This window comes from Pseudomonas koreensis (assembly GCF_024169245.1).
Taxonomy (GTDB): domain Bacteria; phylum Pseudomonadota; class Gammaproteobacteria; order Pseudomonadales; family Pseudomonadaceae; genus Aquipseudomonas; species Aquipseudomonas koreensis_F.
On the sequence record NZ_JALJWP010000001.1, the window covers coordinates 2,009,253 to 2,023,178 of the forward strand.

At 61.1% G+C, this 13,926-nt stretch carries 8 protein-coding genes; 1 reads left to right on the forward strand and 7 read right to left on the reverse strand.

Going from position 1 to position 13,926, the window contains the following annotated elements:
* Window positions 1–15: 15 nt before the first annotated feature.
* The 7 genes from J2Y90_RS09040 to prmA all read right to left on the reverse strand — a co-directional run bounded on the left by J2Y90_RS09040 (window position 16) and on the right by prmA (window position 9,730).
* Window positions 16–2,790, reverse strand: coding sequence for a hybrid sensor histidine kinase/response regulator (locus J2Y90_RS09040; RefSeq protein ID WP_253498687.1), 2,775 nt, complete (start codon window positions 2,788–2,790; stop codon window positions 16–18).
* 99 nt (window positions 2,791–2,889) lie between these two features.
* Window positions 2,890–4,185, reverse strand: a complete 1,296-nt coding sequence (purD, locus tag J2Y90_RS09045) for a phosphoribosylamine--glycine ligase (protein ID WP_253498690.1) — start codon at window positions 4,183–4,185, stop codon at window positions 2,890–2,892.
* A gap of 172 nt (window positions 4,186–4,357) precedes the next feature.
* Entirely contained in the window at window positions 4,358–5,965 is a 1,608-nt protein-coding gene (gene purH / locus J2Y90_RS09050) for a bifunctional phosphoribosylaminoimidazolecarboxamide formyltransferase/IMP cyclohydrolase (protein WP_253498693.1), read from the reverse strand.
* 83 nt (window positions 5,966–6,048) lie between these two features.
* The gene (gene fis, locus J2Y90_RS09055) at window positions 6,049–6,369 is read right to left on the reverse strand and encodes a DNA-binding transcriptional regulator Fis (protein ID WP_002555375.1); all 321 of its coding nucleotides are present in this window, start codon (window positions 6,367–6,369) and stop codon (window positions 6,049–6,051) included.
* On the reverse strand, window positions 6,366–7,376 hold the full coding sequence (dusB, locus tag J2Y90_RS09060; RefSeq protein ID WP_253498696.1) for a tRNA dihydrouridine synthase DusB: 1,011 nt from the start codon (window positions 7,374–7,376) through the stop codon (window positions 6,366–6,368). The genes fis and dusB overlap by 4 nt, the downstream gene beginning before the upstream one ends.
* Before the next feature lie 185 nt (window positions 7,377–7,561).
* A complete protein-coding gene (locus tag J2Y90_RS09065) occupies window positions 7,562–8,821 on the reverse strand; it encodes a DUF3426 domain-containing protein (RefSeq protein WP_253498699.1) in 1,260 nt (419 codons plus the stop codon).
* A gap of 30 nt (window positions 8,822–8,851) precedes the next feature.
* Window positions 8,852–9,730 (reverse strand): 50S ribosomal protein L11 methyltransferase, encoded by an 879-nt coding sequence (prmA, locus tag J2Y90_RS09070; RefSeq protein WP_253498702.1) that lies wholly within the window; start codon window positions 9,728–9,730, stop codon window positions 8,852–8,854.
* Between the two features lie 194 nt (window positions 9,731–9,924).
* Between prmA and J2Y90_RS09075 the strand changes: the two genes are divergently transcribed.
* The gene (locus tag J2Y90_RS09075; RefSeq protein ID WP_253498705.1) at window positions 9,925–13,884 is read left to right on the forward strand and encodes a type III effector 1; all 3,960 of its coding nucleotides are present in this window, start codon (window positions 9,925–9,927) and stop codon (window positions 13,882–13,884) included.
* Window positions 13,885–13,926: the final 42 nt, after the last annotated feature.

The window sequence follows — 13,926 nt, forward strand, 5'->3', positions numbered from 1 at the left end:
GCGACCCGGGAGATCTCAGAACGTCGACGCCGTCCGGTTCTGCTGGTCCCGCTGGGCGACCCAGTGTTCGATCAGTTCGCGCAACTGTGACAGCTCGACTGGCTTGGACATGTGCCCGTCCATCCCGGCCTGACGCGCACGCTCCTTGTGTTCGGCAAGAATGTGCGCCGTCAACGCCACGATCGGCGTGCGGATACGCTGGTTACTGACTTCCCAGGCGCGCAGCTGCTGGGTGGCGGAGAAGCCATCGAGGATCGGCATTTCACAGTCCATCAATACCAGGTCGTAACGCTGGGCCTTCATGGCTTGCAGTGCTTCTTCGCCATTGCTCGCGGTGTCGGGTTGCAGGTTGAGCTTGCCGAGCATGCCGCGAATCACTTTGGTCGAAATGGTGTTGTCTTCGGCGACGAGGATGCGGAAATCGCTCGGCACCTTGGCGGCGGTGGCGGCAGTCACGACCTGCGGCTGGAAAACAACCTGGCCCTTGTTGCGTTGATTGAGTTCGTCCGCCAGCGTGGTCTTGAGCGTATAACCGGCCACCGGTTTGGCCAGAATCCGTTTGATGCCTGAATTACGCGCAATGATCTTGCTCGGCGCGTTACTGATACCGGTGAGCATGATCAGCAGAATGTCGTGGTTCAGGCTCGGGTCTTCCTTGATCTTGGCCGCCAACTGCATGCCGGTCATGCCGGGCATGTTCTGATCGAGCAGCACCACGTCGAAGTAATCACGCAGGTGCGCCTTGGTGCGCAGCAGCGCCAGCGCTTCCTTGCCCGATGGCACCGCACTGACATTCAGGCCCCAGGCGCTGCATTGCTGCACCAGCACTTTGCGGCAGGTGTCATTGTCGTCAACCACCAGCACCCGCGCGCCTTGCAGCGGACCATCCAGATCGGAGGTCGGATGCTCGAGGCGATCGGGGTCCAGCGGCAGGGTGAGCCACAAGGTACTGCCCTGGGTGGCGCCGCTCTTGATGCCGAATTCGCCCTGCATCAGACGGATCAGTTGCCGTGCGATCACCAGCCCGAGATTGCCGCCCAGGCGATTGGCAGACAGGAAATGTTTGCTGTGCAGCTCGGCATGCATCAGCGCTTCGCGCTCATCCGGATCCATCGGCACCCCGCTGTCCTGCACGGCGATGCGCAGGCGCGGCTTGCTGCTACGCTCGTCGAGGGCGACGACGACCAGTACTTCGCCTTCCTCGGTTTTCTTCAGGGCATTTTCCAGCAGGCTCAGCAAGGTCTGGCGCAGGCGCGTCGGGTCGCCGCTGATCACCCGTGGCACTTGCGGCTGGATGAAGCTGATCAGTTCGACATTCTGTTGCTCGGCCTTGGCCCGGTAGATGCTCAGGCAATCGTCGATCAGCGCATTGAGGTCGAACTGCACATCATCGAGTTCGATCTGCCCGGATTCGAGTTTGGAGATGTCGAGGATTTCGTTGATCAGGGTCAGCAGCTCGTTGCCGGCGCTGTGGATGGTCTGCACGTAATCGCGCTGCTTGACCGACAGCGGTGTGCCCAGCAGCAACTCGGTCATGCCCAGTACGCCGTTCATTGGCGTGCGAATCTCGTGGCTGATCTTGGCGAGGAATTCAGCCTTGGCGTTGATCTCGGCATTACTCGCCGCCAGATCACGGCTGATGCTGAAACGGCTTTCGGTGATGCTGCGCTGGCGCTCGCCCAGCGCAATGCTCATCAGCAGGCCACTGATGCAGATGAACATCATCAGCGTCATGATCAGCCCTTGCGGTGCAACCAGCGTCAGCCCCAGCAGCGCCGGCAGAATGATCAGCGTGCCAATGTTGAATACCACCATGGCAGCAACGAACAGGCGCGCCGGGCGATAGCCCTTCTGCCAGTGATAGAAGCCCACCAGCAACATGCTCAGGCCGGCCAGTGCCACCAGCGCATAGGTGATGATGTTCAGCGGCAAGGTGTCGACGAACAGCAGTAACAGGCTGCAGCTCACGATCAGCCAAATGTCGGCCCACAGCAGTTTGTTCAGCGCATGCTGACCCAGTGGCGCGAAGAAGCGCAGGGCGAACATCAATCCGGCGGGGGCGGTCAGCAGCAAAGCCAGATAGGCGCCGGGCGTCTGGACTGCATGCCAGTTCGGCAACCAGGGGCCGGCAAGATTGAGCAGCAACAGCAGGCTCAGTCCCAGCAGGCCTTCACAGATCGCCAGCCACAGACTGCTGCGCGAGCGCGAGTAGGCATAGCGCACCAGATTGTGCAGCAACAGCATGCCGAGGCAGCCGAACAGCAGGCCGAAAACCAGCGTCTGGGTCTGACTGGCTGCGCCTTCCACCGCCGCTTCCAGGGTGATATGCGGGCGTAACTGATGGTCGGACACCATGCGCACGTAGACGTCGAGCGGCCTGTCGGCCTGGGGCAGCGGCAGCATGAAATCGCTGCTCGGCAGTGGTCGCTCGGCCTGGGGCCGTTCGTTGCCGCTATTGCGTTGCTCGATCAGCCGGTCGCCGTCGAGCACGTAGAGATTGAGCTGGGACAGATCGGGGGCAAAGATGCGCAGCACTTGTTCGTGCTTGCCCGGCGCCAGTTTGAAGCGCAGCCACAAGGCACCCTCGCGCTCGGCTGCGGTCAGGCGGTCAAGTTCGATGGGGCTGAATTGGTTGGTAAAGCGAGCGGAGCGGATGTCGCTCAGCTGCAGGATGCCCTGATCGTCAAGCAATACCGACCAGCCACTGCCTTGCGTGGCCTGGGCCGGGAGCATGCAGAGCACGGTCAGCAGCGTGACGGTGAAGCTTATGGCAATCCTGAGCCAGCGCACGGCGAAATCCCTTCGTAGGTTGATGCCAGAATATAACGATGCGCGACGACCGAACAGCCCGGCGAGGAATCACATCCCGCGCCGGCCCTGATGGATCGCTTACTCCTGGGTTTCGCCGCGTTCACGGGCAATGGCGCGGTAGCCAATGTCCTTGCGGTAGAAGCAGCCTTCCCAGTCGATGGCCGCAGCAAGCTGGTAGGCTTGCTGCTGAGCTTCACCTACGGTTGCGCCCATGGCCGTGGCGCAGAGCACGCGACCACCGGCGGTGACCACCTGACCGTCCTTCAGCGCGGTGCCGGCGTGGAAGACTTTGCCTTCCAGACCTGCTGCGGCGTCCAGACCGTTGATCGCTGCGCCCTTGGCGTAGTCGCCCGGGTAACCGCCAGCGGCCAGCACGATGCCGACGCTCGGGCGCGGATCCCACTGCGCTTCAACCTTGTCCAGCGCTTGCGCCAGCGCGGCTTCGACCAGCAGCACCAGGCTCGATTGCAAGCGCAGCATCACCGGTTGGGTTTCCGGATCGCCGAAGCGGCAGTTAAACTCGATGACCTTCGGATTACCGGCCTTGTCGATCATCAGACCGGCATAGAGGAAACCAGTGTAGACGTTACCTTCGTCGGCCATGCCGCGCACGGTCGGCCAGATCACCTGGTCCATCACGCGCTGATGCACGTCGGCGGTGACCACCGGGGCAGGGGAGTAGGCACCCATGCCGCCGGTGTTCGGGCCGCTGTCGCCGTCGCCGACGCGTTTGTGGTCCTGGCTGGTGGCCATCGGCAGGACGTTCTTGCCGTCGACCATGACGATGAACGAGGCTTCTTCGCCGTCGAGGAACTCTTCGATCACCACGCGCGAACCGGCGTCGCCAAACGAGTTACCGGCGAGCATGTCACGCACCGCGTCTTCGGCTTCGGCCAGGGTCATGGCGACGATCACGCCTTTGCCGGCAGCGAGGCCATCGGCCTTGATCACGATCGGCGCACCTTTTTCACGCAGATAAGCCAGGGCCGGCTCGATCTCGGTGAAATTCTGGTAATCGGCGGTCGGAATCTTGTGGCGGGCGAGGAAATCCTTGGTGAAGGCTTTCGAACCTTCCAGTTGCGCAGCACCGGCGGTCGGACCAAAGCAGTCCAGGCCACGGGAGCGGAACAGATCGACCACGCCAGCCACCAGCGGCACTTCCGGGCCGACGATGGTCAGGGCAACGTTTTTCTCGGCGAAGTCGGCCAGTTGCTCGAGGGCCAAGACGTCGATGGCGACGTTTTCGCACTTGGCTTCAATGGCGGTGCCAGCATTGCCCGGTGCAACGAAAACCTTCTGCACACGCGGATCCTGAGCCACTTTCCAGGCCAAGGCGTGTTCACGGCCACCGCTGCCAATGATCAAAACATTCATTTCAAAAACCTCAAATTCTGTGGGGCGCTGCCAAACCTCTGTGCTCGGACCCTGTAGGAGCTGCCGAAGGCTGCGATCTTTTGATCTTGCTATATAAAAACAGGATCAAAAGATCGCAGCCTCGTTTCACTCGTCAGCTCCTACACAGAGCCTGCATCCAGAGGGCGCGGAATCAGTGACGGAAGTGGCGCATGCCGGTGAATACCATGGCGATACCTGCCTCATCGGCAGCGGCAATCACTTCAGCATCACGCATCGAGCCGCCCGGCTGGATCACCGCAGTGATACCAACCTTGGCCGCGTTGTCGAGGCCGTCGCGGAACGGGAAGAACGCGTCCGATGCCATGACCGAACCGGCGACCTGCAAACCGGCGTGTTCAGCCTTGATCGCGGCGATACGTGCCGAGTTGACGCGGCTCATCTGGCCGGCGCCGACGCCGATGGTCTGGCGGTTCTTGGCGTAGACGATGGCGTTGGACTTGACGTATTTGGCGACTTTCCAGGCGAAGATCAGGTCGTGGATTTCCTGTTCGGTCGGCGCGCGCTTGGTCACCACTTTCAGGTCATCGGCGCTGATCATGCCGATATCGCGGCTCTGCACCAGCAGGCCACCGTTGACGCGCTTGTAATCCCAGGCAGCGGCGCGCTCAGCCGACCACTCGCCACAGGCCAGCAGACGTACGTTGGCTTTGGCGGCAACGATGGCACGGGCTTCTTCGCTAACCGACGGCGCGATGATCACTTCAACGAACTGACGCTCGACGATCGCCTTGGCGGTCTCGGCATCCAGTTCACGGTTGAAAGCGATGATGCCGCCGAACGCCGATTCGGTGTCGGTGGCGTACGCCAATTCGTAAGCCTGACGGATGCCGCCTTCAGCGTCCGGGCTGACTGCCACGCCGCACGGGTTGGCGTGCTTGACGATCACGCAGGCTGGCTTGACGAAGCTCTTCACGCATTCCAGCGCGGCGTCGGTGTCGGCCACGTTGTTGTACGACAGCTCTTTGCCCTGCAACTGGGTCGCGGTGGCGATGCCGACTTCGGCAGGCCTGGCTTCAACGTAGAACGCCGCGCTCTGGTGCGGGTTCTCGCCGTAGCGCATTTCCTGCGCCTTGATGAACTGGCTGTTGAAGGTGCGCGGGAATTCGCTGCGACCTTCAGTGCTCAAAGTTTCAGCGGCCTGGTTCACGGTGCCCATGTAGTTGGCGATCATGCCGTCATAGGCGGCGGTGTGTTCGAAGGCCTTGAGCATCAGGTCGAAACGCTGTGCGTAGGTCAGGCCGCCGGCCTTGAGATTTTCCAGAACGTTGGCGTAATCGCTGGCATTCACCACGATCGCCACGTCTTTATGATTTTTCGCTGCCGAACGGACCATGGTAGGCCCGCCGATGTCGATGTTCTCGATGGCGGTCGGCAGGTCGCAGCCTGGCTTGTTGATGGTGGCTTCGAACGGGTACAGGTTGACCGCGACCAGATCGATCGGCTTGATGCCGTGCTCGTTCATGATCGCATCGTCAGTACCGCGACGACCGAGGATGCCGCCGTGGATTTTCGGGTGCAGGGTTTTCACCCGACCGTCCATCATCTCGGCGAAACCGGTGTAATCCGCGACTTCCACTGCGGCAACACCGTTGTCACGCAGCAGCTTGAACGTTCCGCCGGTGGAGAGGATCTCGACGCCCAGAGCTTCAAGCTCCTTGGCGAATTCGAGGATCCCGGTCTTGTCGGAAACGCTGATCAAGGCGCGGCGGATCGGCAGGCGGGTAGTCTGGTCGGTCATCTCAATTTCCATCAAAAGCAAAGGAAGTCAGCAAAAAAGGCGACCGTTTTTTACGCGGGCGCCTTTCTGGTTTGATTGAATGCTTACAGCAGATCGTACTGCTTGAGTTTCTTGCGCAGCGTGCCGCGGTTCAGTCCCAGCAGCTCACTGGCCTTGGTCTGGTTGCCCTTGACGTAGTTCATCACGCTTTCGAGCAGGGGCGCCTCGACTTCGGACAGCACCAGGTTGTACACATCCGTGACGGACGCGCCCTCAAGGTGGGCGAAATAATTGTGCAGCGCCTTCTCGACACTCCCGCGAAGGGTCTGGCCTTCTTCGCTCGGCGTGTTGAGGTGCTGTTTCAAATTCACGTTGTCGCTCACGGGTGTTGTTCCACTCACTAAAGTCTCGGTCATCATCGTCATGCGGCCACCCCTTCTTCGTCCCCTGTCAGGCTCTTGTAACGCTCGGCGAAGAACTCCCGAACGTCGGCGCATTGTGTTTCCGTACCATCCAAACGATTGAAACGGGCGCGAAACTCCCTGGCGCCCGGCAAGGTTGCGAGATACCAGCCCACATGCTTGCGGGCAATGCGCACGCCCATCACGTCGCCATAGAAGGCGTGAAGGGCAGCCAGATGCTCCAGCAGGATGCGTTCCACTTCGCCCAGTTCCGGCGCGGGCAATTTCTCGCCGGTGCGCAGGAAGTGGTCGATCTCGCGAAAAATCCATGGCCGCCCTTGGGCGGCGCGGCCTATCAGCAGGCCATCGGCACCGGTCGCGTCAAGCACGTATCGGGCCTTTTCCGGCGAATCGATATCGCCATTGGCAAACACCGGGATCGACACGGCCTGCTTGATCGCGGCAATCGTGTCGTACTCGGCTTCCCCTGTGTAAAGATCGGCGCGGGTGCGGCCATGCACGGCCAGCGCGGTGATCCCGGCCTGTTCGGCGATCTTCGCCACGTTCAGGCCATTCTTGTTTTCGCGATCCCAGCCGGTGCGGATCTTCAGGGTGACCGGCACATCAACCGCAGCCACTACGGCCTGCAGGATCTCGGTCACCAGTGCTTCGTCTTTCAGCAACGCGGAGCCGGCGGCCTTGTTGCAGACCTTCTTCGCCGGACAACCCATGTTGATATCGATAATCTGCGCGCCCAGTTCGACGTTGGCCCGTGCCGCATCGGCCAGCATCTGCGCATCGCCACCGGCGATCTGCACCGAGCGCGGCTCGGGATCGCCTTCGTGGATCATGCGCATGCGCGACTTGCGGGTATTCCACAGGCTCATGTCACTGGTGACCATTTCCGAGACTACAAGCCCTGCGCCCAGACGCTTGCACAGCTGACGAAAGGGCTGGTCGGTGACGCCCGCCATCGGGGCGAGAATCAAACCGTTCTGCAATGTATATGGGCCGATGCGTACCGCCGACATAGGACTTCCCTGAAGTGGGGCCGGATCATGAGAGTTCGAAAAAGGGTGGGCATGATACCCGCTCTCGATGACTGGTTAAAGGCTGAATTGAACAAAATCTGAACAGTTATTCTGTTATCGCCAACGGTTTGGTTGGCTGCGATCCAGTCAGAAAAATGCCGTCAATCGGGAAACGCTGAAGCGGTTCATTCCGGCGAATGGAAGTTGAGGCTGTAATTCACCGCTTTCGGCCCCGGGTCGAGAATATCCAGGGCGATGTGGATCGGGGTTTGCGGCGGCATTTCCGCGAGACCTTCGAGATCGCCGCTCAGGTACTCGCCGGGTTTGAAGCGACGACTGGCGATCAGGTGACCATTGAGGTCGGCAAAACGCAACTCGAGCAGCGGAAACGGCTGGGAAAACGTCGCGCGATTGTAAATGATCGCGTCGACCACCAGCGCTCCGCTGAATTCCGGATGGCTACGCACCACCAGGTTGCTGCTCTTGATTTTGCCGATATCGACTTTCGACGGGACGGTGCAGCCGATCTGCGGGCAAACTTGCTGAAACCACGGCCGGTATTGGTCCTGCCGCGCCAGTTCCTCGAAGTGATAGGCGATGTACTGGGCGGCCAGACCGCCGGCCGCCAACATCACCAGCAGCAGCCAGAGCAGGCGCCGGCCCCACGGCGAGCGGCGTTGCTGCCAGTCCAGTTGCAGCGGGTCGTCGGTCAGGTCCTGCAGGACTTCGGCGCGCACGCCGGGCTCGGCCCGTTCGCGTTTTTTGCGCGGCGAGGTGATCAGCGGCAGATCGTCGTCATCGCTGTCATCACTGGCCGACAAGCGTTCACGACGGGCGCTGGGATCGATCGGATCATGCAGACGCAGTTGCGGGATCGGCGGCTCGTCGTCCAGATCCACCGGTTCCAGTGACAACGACGGTTCGGTGCGCTCGGGCTCGAGGGTTTCAATGTCGTCGATATCCGGCTCGACATCCGGCGCGGCGCTGCGCTTATCGGCGGGTTCGCTGAACAGGCTGTCGGGCCATGTGCCCTCGTCAGGTTCCGGGCTGTCGCGTCGTGCGCTCAAGGATTCTTCGCGGCCCCGGCCGAACTCGGCAACCGGCTGGATTTCGCGCTGTTCGAGGCGGGCGAGTTCTTCGTCCAGATCGAGGCTGTCCAGATCCAGCTCCGACGCGTTCCACTGCTTTTGGCTGATGGCGCGTGGTGCGGGCGTTTCCGTGACGGCCGGTGCAACGCTGACGGGCATTGGCGCGTCAGGCGTCGGCGCCGCGAGCGGCGTCACCGTGTCCTTGCCGGCATGTTGTTCGAGCAGCTGCTTGGCGGCGTTGAACACTTGCAGGCAGGAGCCGCAACGAACCACGCCGCGCGCCACGCTCAATTGCGCATGGTTGACGCGGAAGCTGGTCTGGCAATGCGGGCACTGGGTGACGAAACTGTCGGTCATGCGGCGATCCGGTTCAGGCAAGCGGTCATTTTAGCGCCGAAGCCCGGTGATGCGCACCCAACCATCGCGATTGGCGATCGGGTCGAGCTTGAAGTCCTGCGCATAAGCGGCGGCGACTTCCTCGCCCTGTTCGGCGAGGATGCCCGACAGTGCCAGGCGCCCGCCGGTCTTGACCAGGCTGGACAGTTGCGGCGCCAGAGATACCAGTGGGCCGGCGAGAATGTTGGCCACCAGCACGTCGGCCTGAACCTGCGGCAGATCCTCCGGCAGGTACAGGGGGAACAGCGCATCGGCAATGTTGTTGCGCCCGGCGTTGTCGCGCGAGGCTTCCAGCGCCTGCACGTCGATGTCGGTGCCCACGGCTTCCCTGGCGCCGAGCAACAGAGCGGCAATCGCCAGAATCCCCGAGCCACAGCCGAAGTCGAGCACGTTGCAGTCTTTCAGATCCTGACCGTCGAGCCATTCCAGACACAGGGCGGTGGTCGGGTGGGTGCCGGTGCCGAACGCCAGGCCCGGGTCCAGCAGCAGATTGACCGCGTCAGGCTCAGGCGCGGCGTGCCAGCTCGGCACGATCCACAGGCGCTGGCCAAACCGCATCGGCTCGAAGCCATCCATCCAGCTGCGTTCCCAGTCCTGGTCTTCGATGACTTCGCTGTGGTGCTCAGGCAGCGGGCTACCGGTCAGCAGTTCCAGATGGGCCAGCACCGGTTCCGGTTCGGTACCGCCCTCGAACAGCGCCAGCAAATGGGTGTGCGACCACAAAGGCGTGGTGTTGAGCTCCGGTTCGAAGATCGGCTGGTCTTCGGCGTCCATGAAAGTCACCGACACAGCGCCGACTTCGAGGAATGCGTCCTCGTAGGTTTCGGCTTGTTCCGGGGTGATGGCGAGACGGACTTGCAGCCAGGGCATGGCGGGCACCTTTGAAAATCTGTGGAGCAGCCCGAAGCTGCAAAAGCGCGCAGTTTACGCCAGGTCGCCGACAAAGTGGACAAGCCGGGTTGCTGTTACACATTCGCACCTGCGAGATATATATGTATGGCCAGCGTGCGTTTGACGACAAATAGAGTGAAAGCTCATTTCTATGCGACAACGGGCTGGACGATATGGCGGATCAACAAGGGATTGTAGAAGAAATACCACCGGTAGCCGCTGACTCTACAGGCACGACGCAGGCCATTCTGCTGCGGATCACGCGTTGGCAGGTGTTGATCGACAAACGCCTGAGCAGCCAGATGTCTTTGCTGGAGGCCATGGAAGACTTCGCGTTGACCGAGCTGCGCAGTCATTACCCTGTCGGCAATATCGATCCGGGGTTTGTGCTGGCCTTGCTCAATGCCATTTTGCAGAAGCTCATCGATGGCAAGGCGCTCATGTATCTGGCCATTCAGGACGCTCCATACCGCTGGCCGGGGGGCGGCGATCCGGGGGTGCCGGTCAGCCGCCGCGAAGCTGTGATCCAGACGGTGGATACCGTTTCAGCGCACTTCCTTGATCAGTACAAGAAGTATCTGCGCGAGCATTGGTCCACAAAGGGCGAGGAGGCTGCGTTCGATCGTTTGGTCGTGCGCAAGCTGCAGCGCTACATCGACGACATCGACGCGCTGTTCCAGGCGGACCGGCTCGCGGGGCTGACGCTGGATCGATTGCGCGGGCAAATCGAAAAGATCCAGGACCGAGGCGCTCGCCGTTATCGGTTGACCGCGCTGGCAACCGGCACGGAAAAGAAAATTCTCCAGGCGCAGTCATTCGCACGATTGCCGCATTGGCTGCGGGTGCTTGACCAGAGCGATCGCGCGATGCTGCGCGATTATCAGCAACAGACGTCACTGGCCCAGGCGGCGCTCGATGATCTGCTGCAAGGCTACGGTTCGTTGCGCGCCTATGTCCGTCAACAAGCCATCGAATACATCCAGCTCAAGCTCGACATGGAGGTAGAGCCGGACCGGATCGACGTACGCTTGAGATGGCATTCGGCGGTGGGCGAGCCGACGCAGAACCGCAGTCTGAGCGAATTGCTGGCGGCAGGGCCGATCGGTCAGGATTTTGCTGTCGTGCTGGAAGTCACCAGTGGTCCTTCGCTGCGTAACCAGCCTCTGGAGCCGGCATTCATTGCCGACATGCTGGCGCAGCAGGACTATCCGGCCGATTACCTGCAAGTCCTCGGCAGGCTGTATCAGCGCGATGAGGTGCAGAAGGCGTCGATCGACTGGTTCATCGTGCGGCTCAGGCAAAGTGCATTTGTTGCGCGTTGCGCGGGGCATTTAGCGGTGGATGACCATAATCGTCTCGAACGGACGTGGGGGGGAGATCTTCTTGAGAACACCTTGCGGGTCGCTGCGCTGGCGCTGCCCAATGGCATGCAGTGCGCGGATCTCATGGTGTTTTACCGTGAGAGAACTTCGCAAGCGGTGGATGACCTCGTCCTGTACGCGCCCAATAAGCCAGACGGCCAGGAGTGGGTGCGATTGCCTTCGCTGGCCGCGTTGACCGGAGAGGTGTGGGGCTGGACGCAGAGCGAATCGGGTCGCGAATATCTTTTGCAGCAACTTGCGCCGAGCGCCCATCGCACAGCGCGGGAATACCTTTTCGCCGTGGCCGCCAGCCCCGCCCTCTGGGGCATGGACAGTGACCTTCGGCGTGCTGCCAAGCCCTTCGATGAATGCGTCGCCGCGGCTGTAAAAATGGGCCTGGCGAAACATCTGCAGCAGCTGGAGGAGGATAACTCGCTGCGCTGGTACGCAACGCTGGCCCCGGATGAACGCCGGCGCGTCAGCAGTCTGAATCAGGAGCTGTTGGTGCATCAGCAGGTCTTGAATGAGCTGTTGGGCGGGTTCGAAGTCTTCGTTGACTTCGCCAGACGCACAGTTGCCGCAGCGATCGCACCCTATATGCGCAGCAAGAATGTGCAGGAGGCGGTAGATCCTGCCACCGTGCTGATCGACTACAACCCAGGCATTGCCGATCGCAAGCAACAGTCGGTAGCCAGCCTGCTTGACCTGGCGATCTACGGCTACGACGACAGCGCCGGAATCGACCATCCGGAAAAAGGCGTGCGCTCGTCAGTTGGCCAGGATTTGAGCCAGGTGCGCAGTGCCGATCTGGCCCTGTATCTGCGCCGGGCATGGCTGGGCGAAAAGTATGCCAGCGAGATCCGCGGCAGGTATCTCGATTCCCGCGACCCTGCCTACGAGCCGCGTCGATTCGCCTATCGAAACGTACTGTTATCGAAAATGGATCGTGATTTGCGCGTTGCCAGAAGTCAGGCGCGGTTAAGTGACCCGGTGTATTTTTCCCTGGTCCGGCAGGTTTCGCTGTTGAGCCAATTGCCAATGCCGGGCGCGCGTTTGCCGGGGGCCAGTGTTGTTGCCAGCGATGGCGTGTTCAGGTTAACCGTGCGTGGTCATGTCGTGCTCGGGGTGTACGTATTTGTTTGTTCTGACCCCGAGCTCTCTTGGTGGCTGTACACGCCGGATGCTCCCGACAACCTGACATTGCGCCCGTATCAGACACTGTTCGGCGAGATCGCCGGCACGCTGCATGACTACCTTATGGCACGGACCGCAGTTGCTGCGCGCAAAACCGTTTCGCGCTCCTTGCATGCGATAGCGGCAAGGAATCAACGCGTCGATACGCTGTACGAAGCGCAGCGAGTGAGCGACGCGCGCAGCGAGTTCAACGCCTACATCGAACGCACTGTCACGGATGTGGAGGACATCACCACCAGCCGCGCGGAGATGATCGAGCGCCAGGTGGTCAAGGGGCTGACGTTCGGGGCTGCGCCGTTTTGTATGGTGTTTCCGCCCTTTGCCTTACTGCTGGATGTCGTGTTCATCGCCGTCAGCGCCGGCCAGGCTATCGAGGCGCACCTGGAAGGCGATGTCGATGGCGCGCTCGGCCACTGGCTGGAGGCCGCATGGGGCGCGCTGTTTGCCGTGGTCGGCGCTCGAAGTACGCTCAAATTGCTCGGGAGCACGATCAGAAGTCTGAAGCACACGACCAGGCCGGTTTCATTGTTGGCTGAACCCCTCAAAACCGTGGCGCCGATGCGCAAGGAAACGCTGCCGGCGATTCGCGAAGTGCGTTTTCACGCGAGGCAGGCAGTTGGCAAGACGCCGGAGAATTTGCAGAAAGTAACCGAAGAGGGCGTCTTTTTTGGCACATGGCGCAGTCCGGCCAGTGCTGTGCAGCCTCAACCGGCCTATTTCATCCGCAGCAAGGGCAGGTATTACCAGGTCAGGGAAAGTCTGCATTTCGGTGGGCTTTGTCTGATTGACGCTCGGCGCCCGGCGGCCATTTATCAGCGGCCCATACGGTTGACCGCGAGCGGCAAGTGGACGCATGACCGCGTTGGATTGCGAGGTGGAAATGACCAGGTGCGCAATCTTGGTCAGGTGAGCAATCTGCGCAGCGCGTTTCCCGGTCGTGTCGAGCCGGTGCTCAACCGTGGCGCGATGCAGGGCGAAGCGGTGGTGGCAAAGTTTGTTGCCGGGTCGAGGGACAATTATCTTTTTTCGCTGAACGCGCAGACCTGCGTGATTGCGTCGATGTACAACCCGCTGACGAAGGTCGGCGCAATCATCCATTTCGATCACAACATCCGTTCGTTGGTCGAGCGCACAGTCAAGGATGTGATCGCGCGCCTGGGCGGCTCTGCCAAGGAAATTCGTGCCACTTTGGTGGGGGGTGACTGGCTGACGGGGGCCGATATCGGCGGGCCGGTCAGGAGTGTGTTGCGCCAGCAGGGCCTGCGGCCGACATGGGATTACTGGTCGTATTCTTCCTGTCTGGGAAATAACTACGCCGTGACGTTGAATCTCAAGAATGGTGTTTCGACGGTGTTCAAGACCTCCTCCAGTCAAGTCGAACGCTTGTACACACCGGTATTGCAGCGAGCGAGTCATGCCACCGACGCGGTATCGAAGCGCGCTTCAAGCTTCATGCAGCGTGTGCGCAGCAAACCGTTGTATGAAAATTCAGCAGGCATTGTGGTTGACCAGACTGGCCGTCGGGCCACCACCGAGATGGTTCAAGAGCAGGCCTTTTCGATGGTGTTGATCAACTGATACGTTTGTTGCACGCATAAAAAAACCCGATCCGCAGGGATC

Excerpts from the sequence above, each read along its gene's own strand:
- dusB (WP_253498696.1), bottom strand. The coding sequence starts at position 7,376 with ATGTCGGCGGTACGCATCGGCCCATATACATTGCAGAACGGTTTGATT.
- prmA (WP_253498702.1), bottom strand. The coding sequence starts at position 9,730 with ATGCCCTGGCTGCAAGTCCGTCTCGCCATCACCCCGGAACAAGCCGAA.
- purH (WP_253498693.1), bottom strand. The coding sequence starts at position 5,965 with ATGACCGACCAGACTACCCGCCTGCCGATCCGCCGCGCCTTGATCAGC.
- J2Y90_RS09075 (WP_253498705.1), top strand. The coding sequence starts at position 9,925 with ATGGCGGATCAACAAGGGATTGTAGAAGAAATACCACCGGTAGCCGCT.
- fis (WP_002555375.1), bottom strand. The coding sequence starts at position 6,369 with ATGACGATGATGACCGAGACTTTAGTGAGTGGAACAACACCCGTGAGC.
- J2Y90_RS09065 (WP_253498699.1), bottom strand. The coding sequence starts at position 8,821 with ATGACCGACAGTTTCGTCACCCAGTGCCCGCATTGCCAGACCAGCTTC.
- purD (WP_253498690.1), bottom strand. The coding sequence starts at position 4,185 with ATGAATGTTTTGATCATTGGCAGCGGTGGCCGTGAACACGCCTTGGCC.